This is a genomic window from Microcoleus sp. FACHB-831 (assembly GCF_014695585.1).
In the GTDB taxonomy this organism is placed as follows: Bacteria; Cyanobacteriota; Cyanobacteriia; order Cyanobacteriales; family FACHB-T130; genus FACHB-831.
On sequence record NZ_JACJON010000028.1, the window covers coordinates 112310 to 130197 of the forward strand.

A 17888-nucleotide genomic window follows, 5' to 3' on the forward strand; every position below is an offset into this window, starting at 1 on the left:
CTTACTGAGTGTTTATTCTTACTCCTCTCCGGCAACTATGTGAGTGGCGATTACTCACTCTTACCGATAAAGTTATTGACAAACCTGGATTAATTCCTAATTTACACTCATATTTTAATTTGAATTTAATCTCTGTCAAAGCAAAGCAAAGTAAATATAAAGTTTTTGTAAAGAAATTGCCCTTTAGCAAAAAATAGAGAGTAAAAGCTTGCCAAGTAGAAATTTCCGAACGTGGATATTGCTGGTTATTGCGTGAGATGTCAGCAAAATATTAGTCGTGCGCGGGCGAACCGCGCACGTTGCGGAAGACAGCGCTGTGGGCTGTATTTAAGCAGCACCAGCCAGAACAGAGCTGGATGTTAATACCTCTATAGCAGCCTGATATTGGCCATCTGCCGCCGTACCCACTTGGTCGAGCGAGATTGGTTCTAGGGGAACTACCTTGTCTGGGCTGATACCCAGTTTATGAATATCTCGGTGATTTGGCGTCTCATACTTGGCGACGGTGACAGCCAAGCCCGAGCCATCCGAGAGGTCAAACAAAGATTGAATTAAGCCTTTACCAAAAGTTTTCTCACCCACTAAGGTGGCGCGATGGTTATCCTGTAGGGCACCAGCAAGAATTTCACTTGCACTGGCACTACCCTGATTGACTAAAACAACTAGGGGTGAATCAGTGAGCGCCCCTCCATCTGCGTCAAAGCTGCCAAGAATACCTTGGCGGTTAACAGTGTAGACAATTGTGCCCGTATCCAACCAGATGCGGGCAATTTCAATGCCTGCCTGCAACAGACCGCCAGGATTGTTACGCAGATCGAGAATGTAGGCTTGTGCCCCTTGTGACTTCAAACGACTAACAGCGCGGCTTACCTCAGTGGGTGCGTTGGCGCTGAACTGGGAGAGGCGAATATAACCGATGGGAACGTTGCCAGACTGAGAATCCAATGATGCATAGACAGGGTTAAGAGCAATGCGCGATCGCACTAGCTGTATTTCAGTTGGCTCTACACCTGATTGTTGAACAGTAAGCGTAACGGCGGTACCCGCTGGGCCACGCATCCGCGCCGCTGCGTCATCGATAGTCAGCGACGGTGTGGGAACGCCATCAATTTTAAGAATGCGATCGCGCGATCTGATTCCAGCCTGCTCCGCAGGAGAACCAGCAATTGGCGCGATCACCACCAGTTCCCCAGTCTCCCCATCCAGGGCAATTTGCAATCCCACCCCCGTTAATTCCCCCGAAGTGTTCACCTGCAAGCTACGATACTGCACTGGTTTTAAAAGCCGCGTAAAGGGATCGTCGAGTTTCCCCAGTACGTCCTGAATGGCAGAGTACGTCTCCTCCCGGTTTTCCAGTGGCTGTTTCAAAGCTTGTTGACGCAGCATCGACCAATTCTGATGATTGAACGTATCATCCAGGTAAGATCGATTCACAATTCGCCAAGCTTCCTGAAAAAGTTGCTGTTCAGAAGTAAAAGCAGCAGCAGGCGATGCCCACCAGCCAAACGTTACAATAGTTTGTAAGATCAGTACGAATACGGCTTTTACAAATCGTTTGTGCATGACAAAGAATCTCCCTTTCGGGCTATGTTACATTTTTTTATAGAGGCTGCGCTATGCCCAAATGTACCAACCAAGTGTTCTGGCCATCAGCTCGCTTAGTTACGAGTCTCTAGCTTGAGTGTCTCTCTTGCTAGAAGGCTTTTAGACAGCAGCCTTCGTTGGTTGTATCTTAAGAACTGACAACTGACGTTGGAAAGTTAGCCCTACGTGCTAACCTACCCTTGACCCAAAGCTCCAAGGCTCGCCCTAACTCAAAACCGGAGGCGTAAGACTCTGAACTTTTGTGCAGCACGGCCAACGGGTTTAAGCGTGAAAAAAACAGCAATCGATTTTTAGGAAATCTTGTCTATATGGCCAACGTGTACGACTGGTTTGAGGAACGCCTAGAGATTCAGGCGCTTGCCGATGACGTTACCAGCAAGTATGTACCTCCCCACGTTAATATTTTTTACTGCTTGGGTGGGATTACCTTGACTTGCTTTTTAGTCCAGTTTGCTACTGGATTTGCAATGACCTTTTACTACAAGCCGACGGTTACAGAGGCCTTTACTTCAGTCCAGTACCTGATGACAGATGTCAACTTCGGCTGGCTCATCCGCTCCATCCACCGCTGGTCTGCCAGCATGATGGTGCTGATGATGATTTTGCACACTTTCCGGGTCTACCTTACAGGTGGTTTCAAAAAGCCCCGCGAACTAACCTGGGTGACAGGTGTGATTCTAGCCGTAATTACAGTTTCCTTTGGCGTCACAGGCTATTCGCTGCCTTGGGATCAGATTGGTTACTGGGCTGTCAAAATTGTATCCGGCGTACCCGCAGCTATACCCGTTGTTGGCGATCAAATCGTCGAACTAATGCGCGGTGGTGAAAGTGTTGGCCAAGCAACGCTGACTCGCTTCTACAGCCTGCACACCTTTGTTCTGCCCTGGCTGATTGCAGTTTTCATGCTGATACACTTCTTGATGATTCGCAAGCAGGGCATTTCTGGCCCATTGTAAGCACTGATGAGCTTTGAGTGATGAGAGTGAGTTAGAATTTTTAATTTAAAACTCATCACTCAAAATGCGATTAGGCTTCCAATAGCTCAAAATTTTTAGACTTGTAAGGAGAACAAAAAATGGCAACACTCAAAAAGCCCAACCTAGCCGATCCAGCTTTGCGTGCCAAGCTAGCCAAAGGTATGGGTCATAACTATTATGGCGAACCAGCTTGGCCAAACGACCTGCTGTATATCTTCCCCGTTGTGATTATGGGGTCGATAGCCCTGTGCATCGGCTTGGCTGTGCTTGACCCAGCAGTGGTCGGCGAACCAGCCAATCCCTTTGCTACTCCGTTGGAAATTCTGCCGGAATGGTACTTGTGGCCTGTTTTCCAGATTTTGCGAATTCTACCTAGTAAATTGCTGGGTATCGCCTGTATGTCTGGTATTCCCTTGGCGTTGATGCTTATTCCCTTTATTGAGAACGTCAACAAGTTCCAAAACCCGTTCCGCCGTCCAGTTGCTACAACATTGTTCCTGTTTGGCACTCTGTTTACAATCTGGCTGGGTATCGGTGCTACTTTCCCAATTGACAAATCCCTAACGCTTGGCTTGTTCTAAGAGGGCAAGTTCGCAATCTCAAAAGTGGGGATGCTGGGGGTTTCCCCCAGTGAAAAAAAGTTTAATATCTTAAGATTTGACGCCTGTGAGTTTGTTAGCCGTGCGAATGTGCTGCCAGTAAACTTAGCAGGCGTCGATTTTATGGCATAGGTTTATGTTCGGGGGTAAGCGACAGCTATGCGATGCCAAGAGGCTCAATATGCAGCTAACTGAGGTAAGGTAGGGGCAGGTGAGGGACGAGCGGGAGATATGTTGAAGCACGACCGTCTGACGCTAAAGAGCGATTTGAACCTCCTGAACCAGGTGCTGGATTGGTTTGAGCAATTCAGCCTTCTACATATCTGCTCCGACGACTGGTCGGACAGACAAGTCTATGCTCTTAAACTGGCAATGGCTGAAGGATTTAGTAACGCCGTCCGCCACGCGCATCACAAATTACCGCCTGAAACTCCAATTGAGCTTGAGCTAGAGTTGTGGGATGACCGCATGGAAATCAGGATTTGGGATTGGGGAAACCCTTTTAATCCAGATTTACTTAAGGAGCCGGAGCCGGGAACGCTACAAGAAGGCGGGTTCGGGTGGTTCCTGTTGCGTCGGTTATCCGATCGGGTTGTTTACGATCGCCTTCCGGATAATAGAAACTGCCTGCTGATTGTCAAGTCCCGAAAATAATAGTTGGTTGGTGATTCTGGGAAACGTATGTGCCGAATGTTGCAAACACCATCGTAAAAAAATACAATCATCCCGAAATGTGGGAAGATTAGTGGCAATTGCATCGTTACTGTCTAGGGCTGGATGGGATGCAAAGGGCGATCGCTAAGTAAGTTAAAAGGCAAAAAAAACAACAGCTATGCGCTTCAATAGTTTGAACAATTGCCCCTAGTTAAATTAAATTTGTAACACTTTGCTACGGAATTTGCATTGAATCTGTCGGCACTTTAACATCAGTTTTTAGCCTCGTTACACGAGTTTTTCACGTCCCCATTTCAGGGCAGCTACTAATTTATTGGGGGAGTGGGGAAATTAAGGTATATCTAAGCTTATATTAAGCAAAATTACTGATTCATCGCGCCCTCAAGGTTTTCTAAGATCCTGGGAGAGTCATGTGGGAGAAAACACACAAGTGGGTCAGACAGATAACTCCGCTGCCAACTATGTATTTGTTTTCTTAGAAATTTTTGAGTCCGAAGGTGGCATTCAATCTTATGTCAAAGACATTTTGAACGCTTATCTATCACTACCAGATCGGCCAAGAGCGGAAGTATTTTTACTACGCGATCGCCCTGGATGTCAAAATCCTTTTGAGAAAACCCGCACTAGCAAAAAAAATAGCAGGCTGGGTTTTCATTATATGAAAACCCAGCCTCGCCAGCTGGGTAGATGCCGCTTGGCGGCGGGGCTATTACTTTTTCTGTTGCAACGACGCCCACAACACGTTTTTTGCGGTCACATTCATCTAGCACCCCTCGTTCAGATGCTCTGTCAGCCGCTGGGTATTCCCTACACAGTTCTTACTTACGGCAAGGAAGTTTGGGAACCCTTACCCGAACCAGAGAGAAAGGCGCTTCAGCAGGCAGATGAAATTTGGACTATAAGCAAATTTAGCCGCGACAAGGCTTGTGCTGCCAATAAGCTAAACCCTAAGCAAGTTCATATGTTACCGTGCGCTATCGATGGTAAAGCCTTCACCCCAGGCTCCAAGCCAGAAGCCTTAATCGAGCGATATAATCTTGCAGGCGCGAAAGTATTAATGACAGTAGCGCGTTTGTGGTCTGGCGATATCTACAAGGGCGTTGATGTGACAATTCGCGCTTTGCCAGAGATATTACAAGTTTTTCCAGAAGTCAAATATTTAGTAATCGGTCGCGGCGACGACCAACCCAGACTAGCTCAACTAGCCCAAGATTTGGGCGTCGCCGACCGCGTTGTGTTTGCTGGCTTTGTCCCCACAGAAGAGTTAGTAGAGCATTACCGTGTCGCCGATGCCTACATCATGCCTTCCCAGGAAGGCTTTGGTATTGTTTATTTAGAGGCGATGGCCTGCGGGCTGCCAGTCCTTTCAGGCGACAACGATGGGTCAGCAGACCCCTTGCAGGATGGACTTTTGGGCTGGCGAGTCCCCCACCGGAAGCCAGATGCAGTAGCAAAGGCTTGTATTGAAATGCTCAAGGGAGGCGATCGCCGCTGTGATGGTCGCTGGTTGCGAGAACAAACCTTAGCTAAATTTGGTAAAGATGCTTTAGCTTCTCGATTAAACGAACTTCTTAAATAACTACTTCCCCTTAGATGTATAAGAGAAAATGTTGACGGGAACGCAAACAAATAAGGTTATATCGTACTTGTGGTGGCCAAACCCTTTTTTAGGCATAGGGCATGAGGGATAGGAGATAGGCAATTGATTAGCCAGCAAGCATTTGAGCGAATTAATCAGTTCTAATCATCACCATAAGTACTAGAGAGCAACCAATAACTAATAGCGATCGCTAATAAAAAATATTACAGTTAAGCAACATTTGTCTTCAGTTTTCGTCTAGCAAATTTGGAGTTTATCAAGATCGGGAGAGCAGTGATGAAAGGCGGGTTGCTAGTAAGTTTAATGATGGGTTGTACGTTGATGACCGTTGCATCTTCATCGGTCTTAGCCCAATCTGGACAAAATCTTCAAAGTCTTCCCAATGGCGATTACTTTTTTGGGGAAGCATCATCTCCTGCCGAAGCTGGAGCGGGATACGTGGTTTTTCGCAAAACAGGTGGCAAAATTGCAGGTCTTTTCTACCAACAAGGTGAACAAAATATCAAGTTTTGCTTCGCGGGTACAGATAAGGTCACCGGTAATAAGGATGTTAGTCAAGAAAAGCCTGCTTCTATGAATGGGGAACCATCGCTAGCTGAATCTCTCGGCTTGGAAGGATTATTTAAACTACGCTTTGACCAACTACCTGATGCTGCCGCCAAAAGTTTTCAAGAATGCGTGAAGTAACTAGGTGCTAGAGCAGACTGTAGTAGATATCGCGATCGCCTGATATTTTGGTTAAATTGGCGATCGCGCTATTATAGTTATCTACAAATTTTCAACTCTGTCTCAAGGAAGAGTAACGCTGCGATTAACCGCGTGTTTTTTACCACCATCTGATACCATTTCACAAATTGCCTGCAATAGAGCCAACCCTCCACATTCCCAGGCTCTGCGTGGGAACGATGGGGCAAACAGTAAATCACAAGTGTAGCGATAAAGTGAATTGGTATTAATTAAATGTGTAAGTAAATATCATCACATTCAGCCTTAGCAATTAACTAGAATTTAAATTCTAGCTGTTGAAAAAAATACATATATGTGATAAGTCAGCTAAAGGCGTAAATTTAATAAAACGCAGTACGTCACCAACAAAATTATCGATGGCAATACCCGATTCATCAGTATTAAAAGACGCGCAGCCCGACGGAAACGAAGCGCAAGACTGGCCAAGCTATCTACAAGAACTGCTAATGGGGCGATCGCTCTCCCTAGAACAATCGGCTTCTTTAATGCATGGATGGTTAAGCGAGGAAATTCCGCCAGTCTTATCGGGCGCAATTTTAGCAGCGCTTCAAGCCAAAGGCGTTGGTGCTGACGAACTGGCTGGTATGGCTCAAGTTTTGCAGGCTCAATCTAGTAAAGACGGCGATTTATCGCGCCTCCCCACAACCTTGATAGATACGTGTGGCACTGGGGGGGATGGCGCATCAACCTTTAACATCTCGACGGCAGTTGCCTTTGTCGCTGCTGCTGCTGGCGTGCCAGTTGCCAAGCACGGCAATCGTTCTGCTTCTAGTCGGGTGGGTTCGGCTGATGTGTTGGAAGCGCTGGGAATCAACCTCAACGCCACTGGTGAGAAAGTGCAGGCGGCACTATCAGAAGTTGGCATAACTTTTTTGTTTGCCCCCGGTTGGCATCCAGCATTGAAGGTGGTTGCACCGCTACGGAAAACGCTGAAAGTACGGACGGTGTTTAATTTACTAGGGCCGTTAGTTAATCCACTGCGACCAACTGGGCAAGTGATTGGCGTCTTCGATCCAAATTTGGTGGGGACAGTTGCTCATGCCTTGAGGCAATTGGGTACTAAACAGGCGATTGTTCTGCACGGGCGTGAAAAGCTGGATGAGGCGGGGTTAGCCGATAGTACGGATTTAGCTATACTGTCGGCGGGTGAGGTGCAAGTAGCAACACTGCATCCGCAAGAGCTAGGTTTGGCGCCAGCAACTACAGGGGCAATACGGGGCGGGGACGTAGAGGAAAATGCGGAAATTCTGCGGAACGTCCTGCAAGGTAAGGGGACTCAAGCACAACAGGAAGTGGTGGCGTTGAACGCGGCGCTGGCGATCTTGGTGGGCGGGACAATACCGACGGGAGATTATGAGACAGCGATCGCACCAGCGTTGCAAAGCAATATCGCGCTTGCTTTTGATATCCTGCACAGCGGCGCTGCTTGGTCAAAGCTAGAACAGTTAGTGCAATTTCTGCGCGATTAAAGCAAATGGCGTTCCCAGCCTGCGCCTGGGAACGAGGCGATTTATTTTTTACTTTTTAAGATCGCGCCTGAAATTCAATAACATCGCGTTTGATGGTGATGTCATAGTTGCCAAAAAAGTCATGCCCTAGCAGTCCCGTATCCAAATCTGGCCCCGCGATCGCTACCGATACATCCTTAGCCACGACACCCGCGACGGCAATTGACTTGATTTTCCCTACGCGAAATTTTACCCCTTTGGCGCTGGCTGTATCGGCTGTCACCTCGCTGTCCGCTACAACGCTGAGTTTTTCCGCCATAGCTTGAGTAATGAAAGTTCCGCTAGCACCAGTATCCACAATCATTTCAAACGTAGACGTGCCATTGAAGGTGACATCAATTACTGGTGTCAGTCCGGCTCTGCGTTTGATTGGGGTGCGAAATACTGCTTGGCTTGTCGTTGGCGATGGCGATGGGGAGGCGGATGAGTTTGTCGTTGGGGATGGTGAAGCAGACGGACTTGCAGTTGGGGATGGGGACAACGGTGGGAGCAGGTTTGTCCTTGGGGATAGAACGACTGGCGTGGGTTGGGTGGCGATCGAAGAGGGGGGCAGTTGCGGACGCCTAGTTGCGGTAGAGGAGACTGGGGGAACGGGAGCCGGAGAGAGGCGGCGATTTATAGTGTTTTGGAGGCTGGGAGCAGGGTTAGTAGCTGAATTAGGGACTCTGGGGGGCGCGATCGCTATTATGCGTGCTGGCTTGGGGGTGGGTTTAGGGCGAGTTAGTTGAGCTTGAGCGTAGTTAAGCTGACGCTGATATTCAGAGAGTTTGGTTTTGGCGGCGTCGGAGTTGGGATTAGAGGAGGGGACGGCTTTTAGAAGCGCGATCGCTTCCCCCCAGCGGTTTACGACTAAGTTCCAATCATCTATCGACTGGGCAGATTGACTGATACTAGAGGCACTTTGAGCAGCATCGAGCGCCCTTTCGTAGGCGTTGGCTATAACGGGAGATGGCTGAGGCACTGGTGTGGCAGCCTGCTTACGTTTAGCAAGCTGCTTGGGGGCGGGAGGGGCAGCCGGAGAGGCTGAGACAATAGGCTTTGAGGGTTCGGCGGGGGGTGTAGCAGTATCTTCGCTGCTACAGGCAAGACTGACAAAAGCTAAAGTGCCGTATAGGACAATTAGCGCACCGCGATAGCGAGAAGTTTTCCACATGGGCGAAAGGGCGATCGCAACGATAAGCCCGAGTCTGCGATTGTTACTAAGAATAAGCTAAATATTAGCCTACAGATGAGGTCAATTAGGGGGAGCGCGATCGCGCAGATAATACCAGGCTCAACAAACCCGCGCCCCATTTTATCTGTTTATAGCAGCAAATTGCAGCGATGTAAAAGGCTATAGCATCGTTTAGCTACCTTGATTTTTAGTAAGCGATCGCTCTAATAATTTTGCGGCGGGGTATTACAGCAAATTTTTAAGTATTTGATATCCGCCGATATTATATTCCCAGATTTGGGCGGTGAAGTTCTTTAGTAAATATCGCAATTTGTTTAATTTAAGTCTTGTAGGGATAATTCATCGATTACCTATGCGATCGCGGCGGTTTCTTATCTCATCTTGGGTATAAATTGGGCTAATAATTTAAAGTGAGATTGCTGCATTATCTGGAGTAATACAGTTCGCTTAGACCTAAAAATACAAAACTTGCGTAGATTTGGTTGAGGAAGGAAACCGAACTATCATAAGCCTTTTTGGGTTGCAATGTCATTTCACCCAACCTACAGCTATTTTTATATTGTCCTCTGTTTCGGGTTTGTTATCGGAGAGTATGCAGCATAATAGCGATCGCTCATTAGCCCGCACAGGAATACTTTGTTTCTCTAGCCGACAATTCCATTCGCACGGTTTAATATAAAGAAGTATTACTAGGCGATCGCTTCATGGACTGGCAAGAAATCTCTGGCAGTTGGGTACTAATTCCGCAACATCCTATTGGCATAGTACATTTTCTGGGGGGCGCATTCGTTGCCGCCGCACCCCAACTAACTTACCGTTGGTTGCTAGAGCAGGTAGCAAAACAAGGTTATGCTGTAGTTGCCACGCCCTTTGTAAATACCCTGGATCACAGCGCGATCGCAGGTAACGTACTTCTCAGCTTCAATGGCGTCCTCGACGAATTACGCCAAAAAGCTATACTGCGCCGCCGCTATCTCCCCATCTACGGACTCGGACATAGTATGGGCTGCAAGCTACATCTACTCATTGGTAGTCTTTTTCAAGTCGAACGTGCTGGCAATATTCTTATTTCCTTCAACAACTACGCAGCACGCGATGCCATTCCTTTTGTGGGGCAGTTCAATTTCAGTCCTGCTTTTAATGTTGAGTTTACCCCTTCGCCTGTTGAAACTAACAACATCATTGCTCAAAAATACAACGTTGCCCGCAATTTATTAGTTAGATTTACTAACGACACTATCGACCAAACAACAGGCTTAAGCGAGTTATTGCAAAAACGCTTTCCTAACATGGTAGCGATGCAGATTCTAGCAGGAACTCATGTCACGCCTTTGGGTCAAGATATTAGCTGGCAAGCGGGAAAAGAATTCACAGCATTTGATGCAGTTGGGCAATGGGTAAAGCAAGAAATTTTGTACCGCGAACTAAATCTGCTAAGGCGAGAAATTCTCCGCTGGTTAGATCCAATGTCCCCTGCCTAATAAGCAAGTTAAAAATATTCCCAACCAGAGTTATGGGAATGAGGGCTGTCATGCAAAAGAAAGAAAAGCTATGTATTTAAGAGTTTTTGCCAGTGCCTAGAGGCAAATTAAATAAACATCTGATGTAGGTTGGGGAGCCACAAGAAAAGCGGGGGTTCCCCGTTAAGCGATGTGGGCTTTGAGGCACGAAATCCAACATTGACAATGGTTCGATGGGGTCTGCTTACGCCGTTATTAAAACCCTACTTTTACCCATACCTCATGCCCAATTCCGCTAGACTGGGGAGACGGGAAATTTTTTAGAGTCAATTGCAAAAAATGGCAACTTGGCGGTGTGTTAAGCAATGCGGAGCCTGCTGTCATCTAGATCCAGCCGAGCGTCCGGACTTGGATGAGTATCTCTCCTTTGAAGAGTTGCAGCTTTATTTAAGTATGGTTGGTCAAGACGGCTGGTGCGTAAATTTCGATCGCGACAGCCGCGAATGCCGGATTTACGCCGATAGACCGCGATTTTGCCGGGTTCTGCCGGATGTGTTCGAGGAATTGTACGGTGTTGAGTCACCAGAGTTGAACGACTTTGCGATTGAGTGTTGTCGCCAGCAGATTGAGGGGGTTTATGGCGATCGCAGTTTAGAAATGATCCGCTTTGATAGAGAAGTTGGTATCTGATCTTATAATTATCAAATTTTTCAACCCGTTTTCTTGTGGAAAACGGGTTTTTAATGAGAAAATGAAAAGAATATGAAAAATACACAGCGTTAAGCAAAACACCAGAGTGAAAACTTCCGCTTTGCCTCCTACCCTCACTACCTTAGAGCCTCCCTGCGACACTGCACCTCAAGTTAAACCAGCTACACCTAGAGCGATGGCTCAACCAGGAAGTTTTAAGCAAGGCTTCTGGGGAGTGTTCGGCTCTACGTTCTTAACCATCTTTCTGGCAGAAATGGGCGACAAAACCCAGGTGGCAACTCTGCTGATGAGCGCCCAATCCCAATCACCTGCGATCGTTTTTGCTGGTGCGGCGACGGCACTTATAGCTACCAGCTTAGTTGGGGTACTTTTAGGGCGATGGTTGGCAACTCGGATTTCTCCTAAAACGCTGAACTCGGCGGCTGCGGTAAGTTTGCTGTTTATTGCCGCATCGCTATTCTGGGAAATATTGCAATTTTAGTTTGAGTAATTTCAATCCATATTGGGGATTTTGACCCCCCGCCCAATTTAATTTCTACACAAAGCACTAAGTTATGAACTGGCAGCTTCTAGGAATCAGTTTCATCACAGTATTTTTAGCCGAAATTGGAGATAAAAGCAGTCTGGCAGCGATCGCCCTCGGTGGTAGCTCCAAATTTCCTCGCGCTGTGTTTCTCGGCTCTGTGACAGCACTGATTCTGGCTAGCTTGTTGGGAGTTTTGGCGGGGGAAGGAGCAGCAGAGTTATTGCCTGCGCGTCTGGTGAAAGCGATCGCCGCTATTGGCTTTACTGTAATGGCGGTGCGGCTGCTGTGGCCTTCTGCCGAAGTGCCCGAAGAACTGGAAGAAACGCCCTAAAAAAATAAGGTGGGCATTGCCCACCCTACTTTAATACTTAAAAAAATAAGGTGGGCATTGCCCACCCTAAAAATCTTAATTAAAATTAAACTTGCGGTAGCACCAGCCTAGAAGCGTGCCGCATCCTATCAGCTTCAGCGCTTCTAATATCCAGTAGCTTCCGTGCATGGTCGTCATTGCCGCAGGTGTAGCAGTTGGCTCGAACAGATTTAACTGCATCCCCATAGCACTCATTTGAGGGGTTAAAAAGTAGGTATAGATGATTGCGATCGCCAGAAGCAGCAGGGATAATAAAACCGACCTGCGGCCTTCTTGACTAGAAGTATTTTGATTATGTTTCAGAACCAATAAACCTGTCAACACCAAGGCTGCACACAGTAGCTCGATGCGATTAAAAATCCAGAAAATTGCATATGCTGCTGTTGCGAACCCTGCTCCGCTCATCATGCCCGTAGCGTAAAGAGTGGGCATGATCACTAAGTCTAAAACCAGACTGCCACTCAGCCAGAAGCCCAGGGCAAGCATGACGGTATTTTGCCATGCTGGTCGCTTTAATTCAATGCCAGAGATAGCGGCCATAGCTTTTCCTCTCCTTTTTGTCTTACTTTCAGCTTAGCGAATTATTTTTCCTTTAAATGTGAACTATTTTTACAATTTAATATCAAATAAAAGCATATATTTTTAGTAATTTACACCTATTTCTATTACTAAGAATTGTTAACAAGTCTTTAAAAGAAGGCTAATAAGTGAGTCGTGCTTATGTTTACCAGCTCCCCGACTTCTCCAAGAATTCGGGGAGCTGTAAGGTCTGACATCTCACAATTGTGCATAAAATTGCTATAGCCAAAGCTACAAGTGGTTTACAACTAAATTAAAGAAATTTGTATCAATCCATGCGTGGCTCAACCATATTCGCAGCGACCCTAGCAGTAACCGCAGGTCTTTGGGGGGTATCTACCCCACCAACAAGGGCAATTCAGCTCGCAGATGGAACAGTCCACTTTGAGAAGGCTCCTGAATTAGTTGCAGCCACAACCACGTTTAACAGCGTTGATGTGTGGGGTGCGACGTACTTTTTTACCATCGCTGTGCCTTTCAATGCAGGCGAACCGTTGCAACGAGTGACAATCGCGCAAATCGAAGGATTAGATAATATCCGATATAACCTGAAAGACAGCTACGCCTTTGAGGGGAAGCGATCGCGTGAAGGGAAGAAAGTAAAACTAGGAGAAGTAAGCATAGATCGCGACAAGCGCACGGTTTCGGTCAACTTTGACCCGCCAGTGCCACCAGGTAAAACCGTTACGATCGCGCTTCGTCCCGTCCGCAACCCGTTTTCCAGTGGCGTGTATCTTTTTGGCGTCACGGCTTTTCCGGCTGGTGAGAAAGCCTACGGTTTATATTTGGGTGTCGGACGCATGCACTTCTACCGACGAGGGGGCTTTTTTGGTTTTTATTAAGTATGTAAATAAAAAGCGCTCTCCAAGAAGGGGGCGCTTTTTGCTTTGGGTTATATATTTGCATGGCTAGGAAAGTACCGAAGAAATACGGAAAGGTTTTTAAGGAACAATTTGGTAAAAGTATTCATAATGATAGATATTTTAAAAATATAAATGTAATATGTCCAGATTGTTCGATGCTCCATCGCCAACCCAGGTATGTATGCTTCAAACTGAGCCATGGATCGGTAGGATTTTTAACGAAATACAACAAGTGGTGCGATCGCTGGACGCTACTAGCTATGAATTAATTTACGTTAATTCAGCAGTCGAGAAGATCTATGGGCGGCAAGCCAGCGAATTTTACGATAACTCAGAGTTGTGGCTGCAAGCAATAGACCCTAGCGAGCGATCGCGCGTTTTGGAATCACTTGCAAGAGTACTCGAAGTTGGCACAGTTGAGACGGAGTACCATATTATTCGACCAGACGGCGAAACGCGCCTAGTTCGCGACAAGTTTTGGCTAATCGAAGACGAAAATGGTAATGCTGTACGCATCGATGGGATTGTCACCGAGATTGCAGAAGTGGAGCAATGCGATCGCAGCAGCGAAATACGCAAACAAGCTGACCAGGAACAACAAAAGTTTATTACCTTAGTTGAGAGCATATCCGACTTCATCGCTATTGCTAGCTTGGATGGTAAGGTTATTTACCTTAATAAAGCAGGAGAAAAGCTAGTCGGGATATCAGACAAAGAACAGGCTTTGCATACTAACTTATTGCAATATTTCTTTTTAGAAGACCGCGCCTGTGTTGAGGCGTATATCCTACCCATCGTTATGCAAGAGGGACAATGGGAAGGCGAAATGCGTTTTCAGCATTTTCAGACAGGGGCAGAAATTTTTATTAATTTGAATGTTTTTACTATCAAAGATAAACAAACAGATAAGCCGTTGGCTATAGCTAGCATTGCTCGCGATATTACAGAACAAAAGCAGGCTGAAGAGGCATTGCGAATCAGCGAACAGCGATTAAGTCTGGCCTTGTGGGCGACGGATAATGGACTTTGGGATTGGAATTTAGTAACAAATGAAGTTTATTTTAGCCCTGGTTGGAAATGGATGCTGGGCTATGAAGTAGATGAGCTAGAATCACACGTCAGTACTTGGCAAAAGCTGATGCATCCTGACGATCTGCCTTATGCGATGGAGGCATTGAACAAGCATTTTGAAGATTCCAGCTTTCGCTATGCAATTGACCTGCGAATGCTGACAAAATCCGGCGAATGGAAATGGATTTTGGCTCAAGGTAAAGTAGTAGAGCGCGATCGCGATGGCAAGCCATTGCGGATGGCAGGTACGCATAAAGATATAGCCCATCGCAAAAGTGCAGAGGAAGAACTAGCGCAGACAAAAAAATTCTTATCTTCAGTGTTAGAAAATTTGCCAGTTGCGGTTGCCGCTAAAGAAGCCGAAGAATTGCGATTTGCTTTATGGAATTCAGCCGCAAAAGACTTATTTGGATTTAACCCAGAAGAAGTGTTGGGCAAAAACGACTATGATGTGTTTCCTAAAGACCAAGCTGACTTTTTCACAAGCAAAGATCGGCAAGTGCTGAACAGCGGAGAAGTCTTGGACATCCCCGAAGAGTTTATTCAGCTAAAGCAAGGCGGGATAGCCATATTGCACACCAAGAAAACAGCTATTTTAGATGCAAATGGCAAACCCCAATATTTATTAGCCATTGCTGAAGACATCACCGAGCGCAAACAAGCAGAAGCAGCGCTGCGCCAAAGTCAATATCAACTGCAAGAAGCTCAAAGAATCGCCCACATAGGCAATTGGGAATTTGATGTAGCCACTGGGCAAATTACTTGGTCAGATGAACTATTCCGAATTTTTAATATTGAACCTGGGCAACCAGTACCCACTTATACAGAACATTTAAAACTATATTACGCAGAGGACAGCGAATTGTTACACCAAAAAGTAACAAGTGCTATAACTGAGGGAAAATCTTATGAAACTGACCTTCGCATCATAGGGTCAGAGGGTTCGTTCAGATATATCAACGTTAGAGGGGAAGCGATTCGCAATGAACAAGAACAAGTCGTGCGAGTAATCGGCACAGTAATAGATATTACCGATCGAAAACGTGCCGAACAAGCGCTGCGAGATAAAGAGCAATTCTTACGCACTATCTATGATGGTGTAGAACAACTAATTTTTGTTGTTGATGTTCGGGAAAATAACGAATTTCGTTATGCTGGTTGGAACCCAGCAGCAGAGAAGACCATTGGCATCAGCACCGCCGATGGTTATGGCAAAACTCCCCAGCAGCTATTTGGTGGGGAGCTGGGTAGTTCCCTGCAACAGAAATACGCTAATTGCTTAGAGTCAGGTTCAACGATAACTTATGAGGAACGTATAAGCAGGAATGAGATAGAAACTTGGTGGCTTATTACCCTCAACCCAATGCGGGATGAATCGGGAAAAATCTCTCGGCTTATTGGCACATCAACTAACATCACGCAGCGAAAACAAGCCGAAGCGACGCTTTCCGAGCGCGAACAATTCTTGCGTAGCATCTACGAAGGGGTAGACTTAGCCATCCAAGTTTTAGATGTCTTGGAGGGGGGAGAATTTCGTTATACAGCCTTCAACCCGGCAATGGAACGCAAGCTTCTGATTTCCCCTTCGCAGTTGCTGGGTAAAACTCTGGCAGAGGCACTCCCGCCTGAGCTAGCTCATCAAGTGAGGCAACATTGTGCCGATTGCGTTGAGGCAGGGATGACAATTTCTTTTGAGGATTGCCACATAGTCGATGGTAAAGACAGTTGGTGGCAAATGAGTATGACACCCCTGAAAAATGATGAGGCAGAGGTTTCTAAACTTGTGGCTACAGCTAGTAATATCACCGCACGCAAACAGGCACAGTTAGCATTAGAGCAATCAGAAGCACAATTACGAGAACTTGCTCAACAAGAAGCACTGCTGAATCGTTTGGCAACACAAATCCGTAATTCGCTTAATTTGGACACCATTCTGGAGACGACTGTACACGAGATTAAAAATCTATTTCAGATCGATCGCTGTCTGTTTAGCTGGTATAGACAAGCAGATTTGAGATTGTCAGAGGAGTCTGAAATTCAAAATTTCTACTGGGAAGTAGCGAAAGAAGCAAAGCATCCCGATCTGCCTTCACTGTTGGGTTGTTACCCACATGAACAAGTTGGAAATCTGGCTAAGGAGCGCATTTTTAGGATGGGAGTACTCAGAGCAGATGATGTGACAACCGAACCCGATCCAGTGATGCGACAGTTTTTAATTAATGTAGGTTACAAATCTGCATTGATTATACCCATTAAGACTCTAAGCGGTGAGTTTGGTGTAGTTAGTTGTAGCCATTCTAGGGATTCGCGGTGCTGGAGTGATGCTGAAGTGCAACTGCTGCAAGCGGTATGCGATCAGTTGGCGATCGCTCTTAACCAAGCTGAACTCTACACCCAAAGCCAAGAATCTGCCTTGCAAGCGCAAGCAAAAAGTTTAGAATTGCAACAAACATTGCAGGAATTGCAACGCACTCAAACCCAACTCATTCAGACTGAAAAGATGTCCAGTCTGGGGCAAATGGTAGCTGGTGTCGCCCATGAAATCAACAATCCCGTTAACTTTATCTATGGCAACCTTCTTCATACCGCTGATTACACTTCTGACCTCTTAGGACTGATTCAGCTTTATCAGGAAGCTTATCCCCAGCCAACTCTTGAGATTACAGATAAAATTGAAAGCATCGAACTAGATTTCTTAACAGAAGACTTGCCAAAAATGCTGCATTCTATGGAAGTAGGAGCAGAACGGATTCGGGAAATTGTTAAGTCTTTACGCACTTTCTCTCGCTTAGATGAAGCGGATATGAAGTCAGTCGATATCCATGAAAATATCGACAGTACGCTGATGATTTTGCTCCATCGCCTGAAAGCACAAGCAGCTCATCCATCCATCCCTGTCATCAAAGAATATAACAGCAATCTTCCAATGGTTGAGTGTTACGCTGGTTCGCTGAATCAGGTATTTATGAACATCCTCTCAAATGCCATTGATGCTATAGACGATTTCAATGAAACCCGCTCATTTGAAGAAATTCAAGTTAATCCAGGTAAGATTTGGATAATAACCGAGATACTAGAATCTAATCGTGTTGCTATTAGAATAAAAGACAACGGGCCAGGAATTCCCGCTAATGTACTGCCAAGGCTGTTCGATCCCTTTTTTACCACCAAAACTGTTGGAAAAGGCACTGGATTGGGGTTGTCTATCAGCTATCAAATTGTAGTAGAACGTCATCGCGGAGATTTGCGCTGTATCTCTTCGCCTGGATGTGGCACAGAATTTGTTATCGAAATTCCCCTTCGCCAGTAACCTTTTATTTAGGACTTTTACCACAATTAATCTGTTTGTGGCTGGCGGGACAATCTATCTAAAGTTTTAATATCGCGACGCTATGCGAAAATTAAAAGATTAATAACAGAAAT

At 46.1% G+C, this 17888-nt stretch carries 15 protein-coding genes; 12 read left to right on the forward strand and 3 right to left on the reverse strand.

All coding sequences use genetic code 11. From position 1 onward, the window contains the following. Positions 1–327: 327 nt before the first annotated feature. Complete coding sequence (gene ctpA, locus H6F77_RS04990) at positions 328–1563, reverse strand: carboxyl-terminal processing protease CtpA (RefSeq protein ID WP_190485975.1); 1236 nt, start codon at positions 1561–1563, stop codon at positions 328–330. Positions 1564–1913: 350 nt separating this feature from the next. Here ctpA and petB point away from each other — a divergent pair, with 350 nt between their 5' ends. From petB to trpD, 6 genes are all read left to right on the forward strand, one after another. After that, positions 1914–2561: a cytochrome b6 gene (petB, locus tag H6F77_RS04995; RefSeq protein WP_190485977.1), complete on the forward strand. Its 648-nt coding sequence runs from the start codon at positions 1914–1916 to the stop codon at positions 2559–2561. Between the two features lie 119 nt (positions 2562–2680). Next, complete coding sequence (gene petD, locus H6F77_RS05000) at positions 2681–3163, forward strand: cytochrome b6-f complex subunit IV (RefSeq protein WP_190485979.1); 483 nt, start codon at positions 2681–2683, stop codon at positions 3161–3163. 249 nt (positions 3164–3412) lie between these two features. Next, complete coding sequence (locus H6F77_RS05005; protein WP_190485981.1) at positions 3413–3835, forward strand: ATP-binding protein; 423 nt, start codon at positions 3413–3415, stop codon at positions 3833–3835. A gap of 433 nt (positions 3836–4268) precedes the next feature. Next, positions 4269–5435, forward strand: coding sequence for a glycosyltransferase family 4 protein (locus tag H6F77_RS05010; protein ID WP_190485984.1), 1167 nt, complete (start codon positions 4269–4271; stop codon positions 5433–5435). 297 nt (positions 5436–5732) lie between these two features. Beyond that, positions 5733–6143, forward strand: a complete 411-nt coding sequence (locus tag H6F77_RS05015) for a hypothetical protein (RefSeq protein ID WP_190485986.1) — start codon at positions 5733–5735, stop codon at positions 6141–6143. A 416-nt stretch (positions 6144–6559) separates the two neighbouring features. Next, positions 6560–7672 (forward strand): anthranilate phosphoribosyltransferase, encoded by a 1113-nt coding sequence (gene trpD, locus H6F77_RS05020; RefSeq protein WP_190485987.1) that lies wholly within the window; start codon positions 6560–6562, stop codon positions 7670–7672. Positions 7673–7727: 55 nt separating this feature from the next. Here trpD and H6F77_RS05025 read toward each other — a convergent pair whose 3' ends face one another. Further along, the gene (locus H6F77_RS05025; RefSeq protein WP_190485990.1) at positions 7728–8864 is read right to left on the reverse strand and encodes a retropepsin-like aspartic protease family protein; all 1137 of its coding nucleotides are present in this window, start codon (positions 8862–8864) and stop codon (positions 7728–7730) included. A gap of 725 nt (positions 8865–9589) precedes the next feature. On the opposite strand from H6F77_RS05025, the gene H6F77_RS05030 reads away from it, so the two are divergent. The 4 genes from H6F77_RS05030 (at position 9590) to H6F77_RS05045 (ending at position 11913) form a co-directional block, all read left to right on the forward strand. Further along, positions 9590–10366 carry a DUF1350 family protein gene (locus tag H6F77_RS05030; protein WP_190485992.1) on the forward strand — a complete coding sequence of 259 codons (777 nt, stop codon included), beginning with the start codon at positions 9590–9592 and terminating at the stop codon, positions 10364–10366. Positions 10367–10684: 318 nt separating this feature from the next. Further along, complete coding sequence (locus H6F77_RS05035) at positions 10685–11035, forward strand: YkgJ family cysteine cluster protein (RefSeq protein ID WP_190485993.1); 351 nt, start codon at positions 10685–10687, stop codon at positions 11033–11035. A gap of 106 nt (positions 11036–11141) precedes the next feature. After that, positions 11142–11537 (forward strand): TMEM165/GDT1 family protein, encoded by a 396-nt coding sequence (locus H6F77_RS05040; protein ID WP_375335921.1) that lies wholly within the window; start codon positions 11142–11144, stop codon positions 11535–11537. Positions 11538–11610: 73 nt separating this feature from the next. Further along, positions 11611–11913: a TMEM165/GDT1 family protein gene (locus H6F77_RS05045; RefSeq protein WP_190485995.1), complete on the forward strand. Its 303-nt coding sequence runs from the start codon at positions 11611–11613 to the stop codon at positions 11911–11913. Positions 11914–11988: 75 nt separating this feature from the next. Here the strand turns inward: H6F77_RS05045 and H6F77_RS05050 are convergent, their stop codons facing one another. Then, the gene (locus H6F77_RS05050) at positions 11989–12492 is read right to left on the reverse strand and encodes a DUF4149 domain-containing protein (RefSeq protein ID WP_190485997.1); all 504 of its coding nucleotides are present in this window, start codon (positions 12490–12492) and stop codon (positions 11989–11991) included. A 314-nt stretch (positions 12493–12806) separates the two neighbouring features. Here H6F77_RS05050 and H6F77_RS05055 point away from each other — a divergent pair, with 314 nt between their 5' ends. Together H6F77_RS05055 and H6F77_RS05060 are read left to right on the forward strand one after the other, a co-directional pair. Next, on the forward strand, positions 12807–13373 hold the full coding sequence (locus tag H6F77_RS05055) for a DUF2808 domain-containing protein (protein ID WP_190485999.1): 567 nt from the start codon (positions 12807–12809) through the stop codon (positions 13371–13373). Between the two features lie 160 nt (positions 13374–13533). Next, positions 13534–17775, forward strand: coding sequence for a PAS domain S-box protein (locus tag H6F77_RS05060; RefSeq protein WP_190486001.1), 4242 nt, complete (start codon positions 13534–13536; stop codon positions 17773–17775). The last annotated feature ends 113 nt before the right edge of the window (positions 17776–17888 follow it).

Excerpts from the sequence above, each read along its gene's own strand:
- H6F77_RS05025 (WP_190485990.1), bottom strand. The coding sequence starts at position 8,864 with ATGTGGAAAACTTCTCGCTATCGCGGTGCGCTAATTGTCCTATACGGC.
- petB (WP_190485977.1), top strand. The coding sequence starts at position 1,914 with ATGGCCAACGTGTACGACTGGTTTGAGGAACGCCTAGAGATTCAGGCG.
- H6F77_RS05030 (WP_190485992.1), top strand. The coding sequence starts at position 9,590 with ATGGACTGGCAAGAAATCTCTGGCAGTTGGGTACTAATTCCGCAACAT.
- H6F77_RS05050 (WP_190485997.1), bottom strand. The coding sequence starts at position 12,492 with ATGGCCGCTATCTCTGGCATTGAATTAAAGCGACCAGCATGGCAAAAT.
- ctpA (WP_190485975.1), bottom strand. The coding sequence starts at position 1,563 with ATGCACAAACGATTTGTAAAAGCCGTATTCGTACTGATCTTACAAACT.
- H6F77_RS05005 (WP_190485981.1), top strand. The coding sequence starts at position 3,413 with ATGTTGAAGCACGACCGTCTGACGCTAAAGAGCGATTTGAACCTCCTG.
- H6F77_RS05045 (WP_190485995.1), top strand. The coding sequence starts at position 11,611 with ATGAACTGGCAGCTTCTAGGAATCAGTTTCATCACAGTATTTTTAGCC.
- H6F77_RS05055 (WP_190485999.1), top strand. The coding sequence starts at position 12,807 with ATGCGTGGCTCAACCATATTCGCAGCGACCCTAGCAGTAACCGCAGGT.
- H6F77_RS05015 (WP_190485986.1), top strand. The coding sequence starts at position 5,733 with ATGAAAGGCGGGTTGCTAGTAAGTTTAATGATGGGTTGTACGTTGATG.
- petD (WP_190485979.1), top strand. The coding sequence starts at position 2,681 with ATGGCAACACTCAAAAAGCCCAACCTAGCCGATCCAGCTTTGCGTGCC.
- trpD (WP_190485987.1), top strand. The coding sequence starts at position 6,560 with ATGGCAATACCCGATTCATCAGTATTAAAAGACGCGCAGCCCGACGGA.
- H6F77_RS05035 (WP_190485993.1), top strand. The coding sequence starts at position 10,685 with ATGGCAACTTGGCGGTGTGTTAAGCAATGCGGAGCCTGCTGTCATCTA.
- H6F77_RS05060 (WP_190486001.1), top strand. The coding sequence starts at position 13,534 with ATGTCCAGATTGTTCGATGCTCCATCGCCAACCCAGGTATGTATGCTT.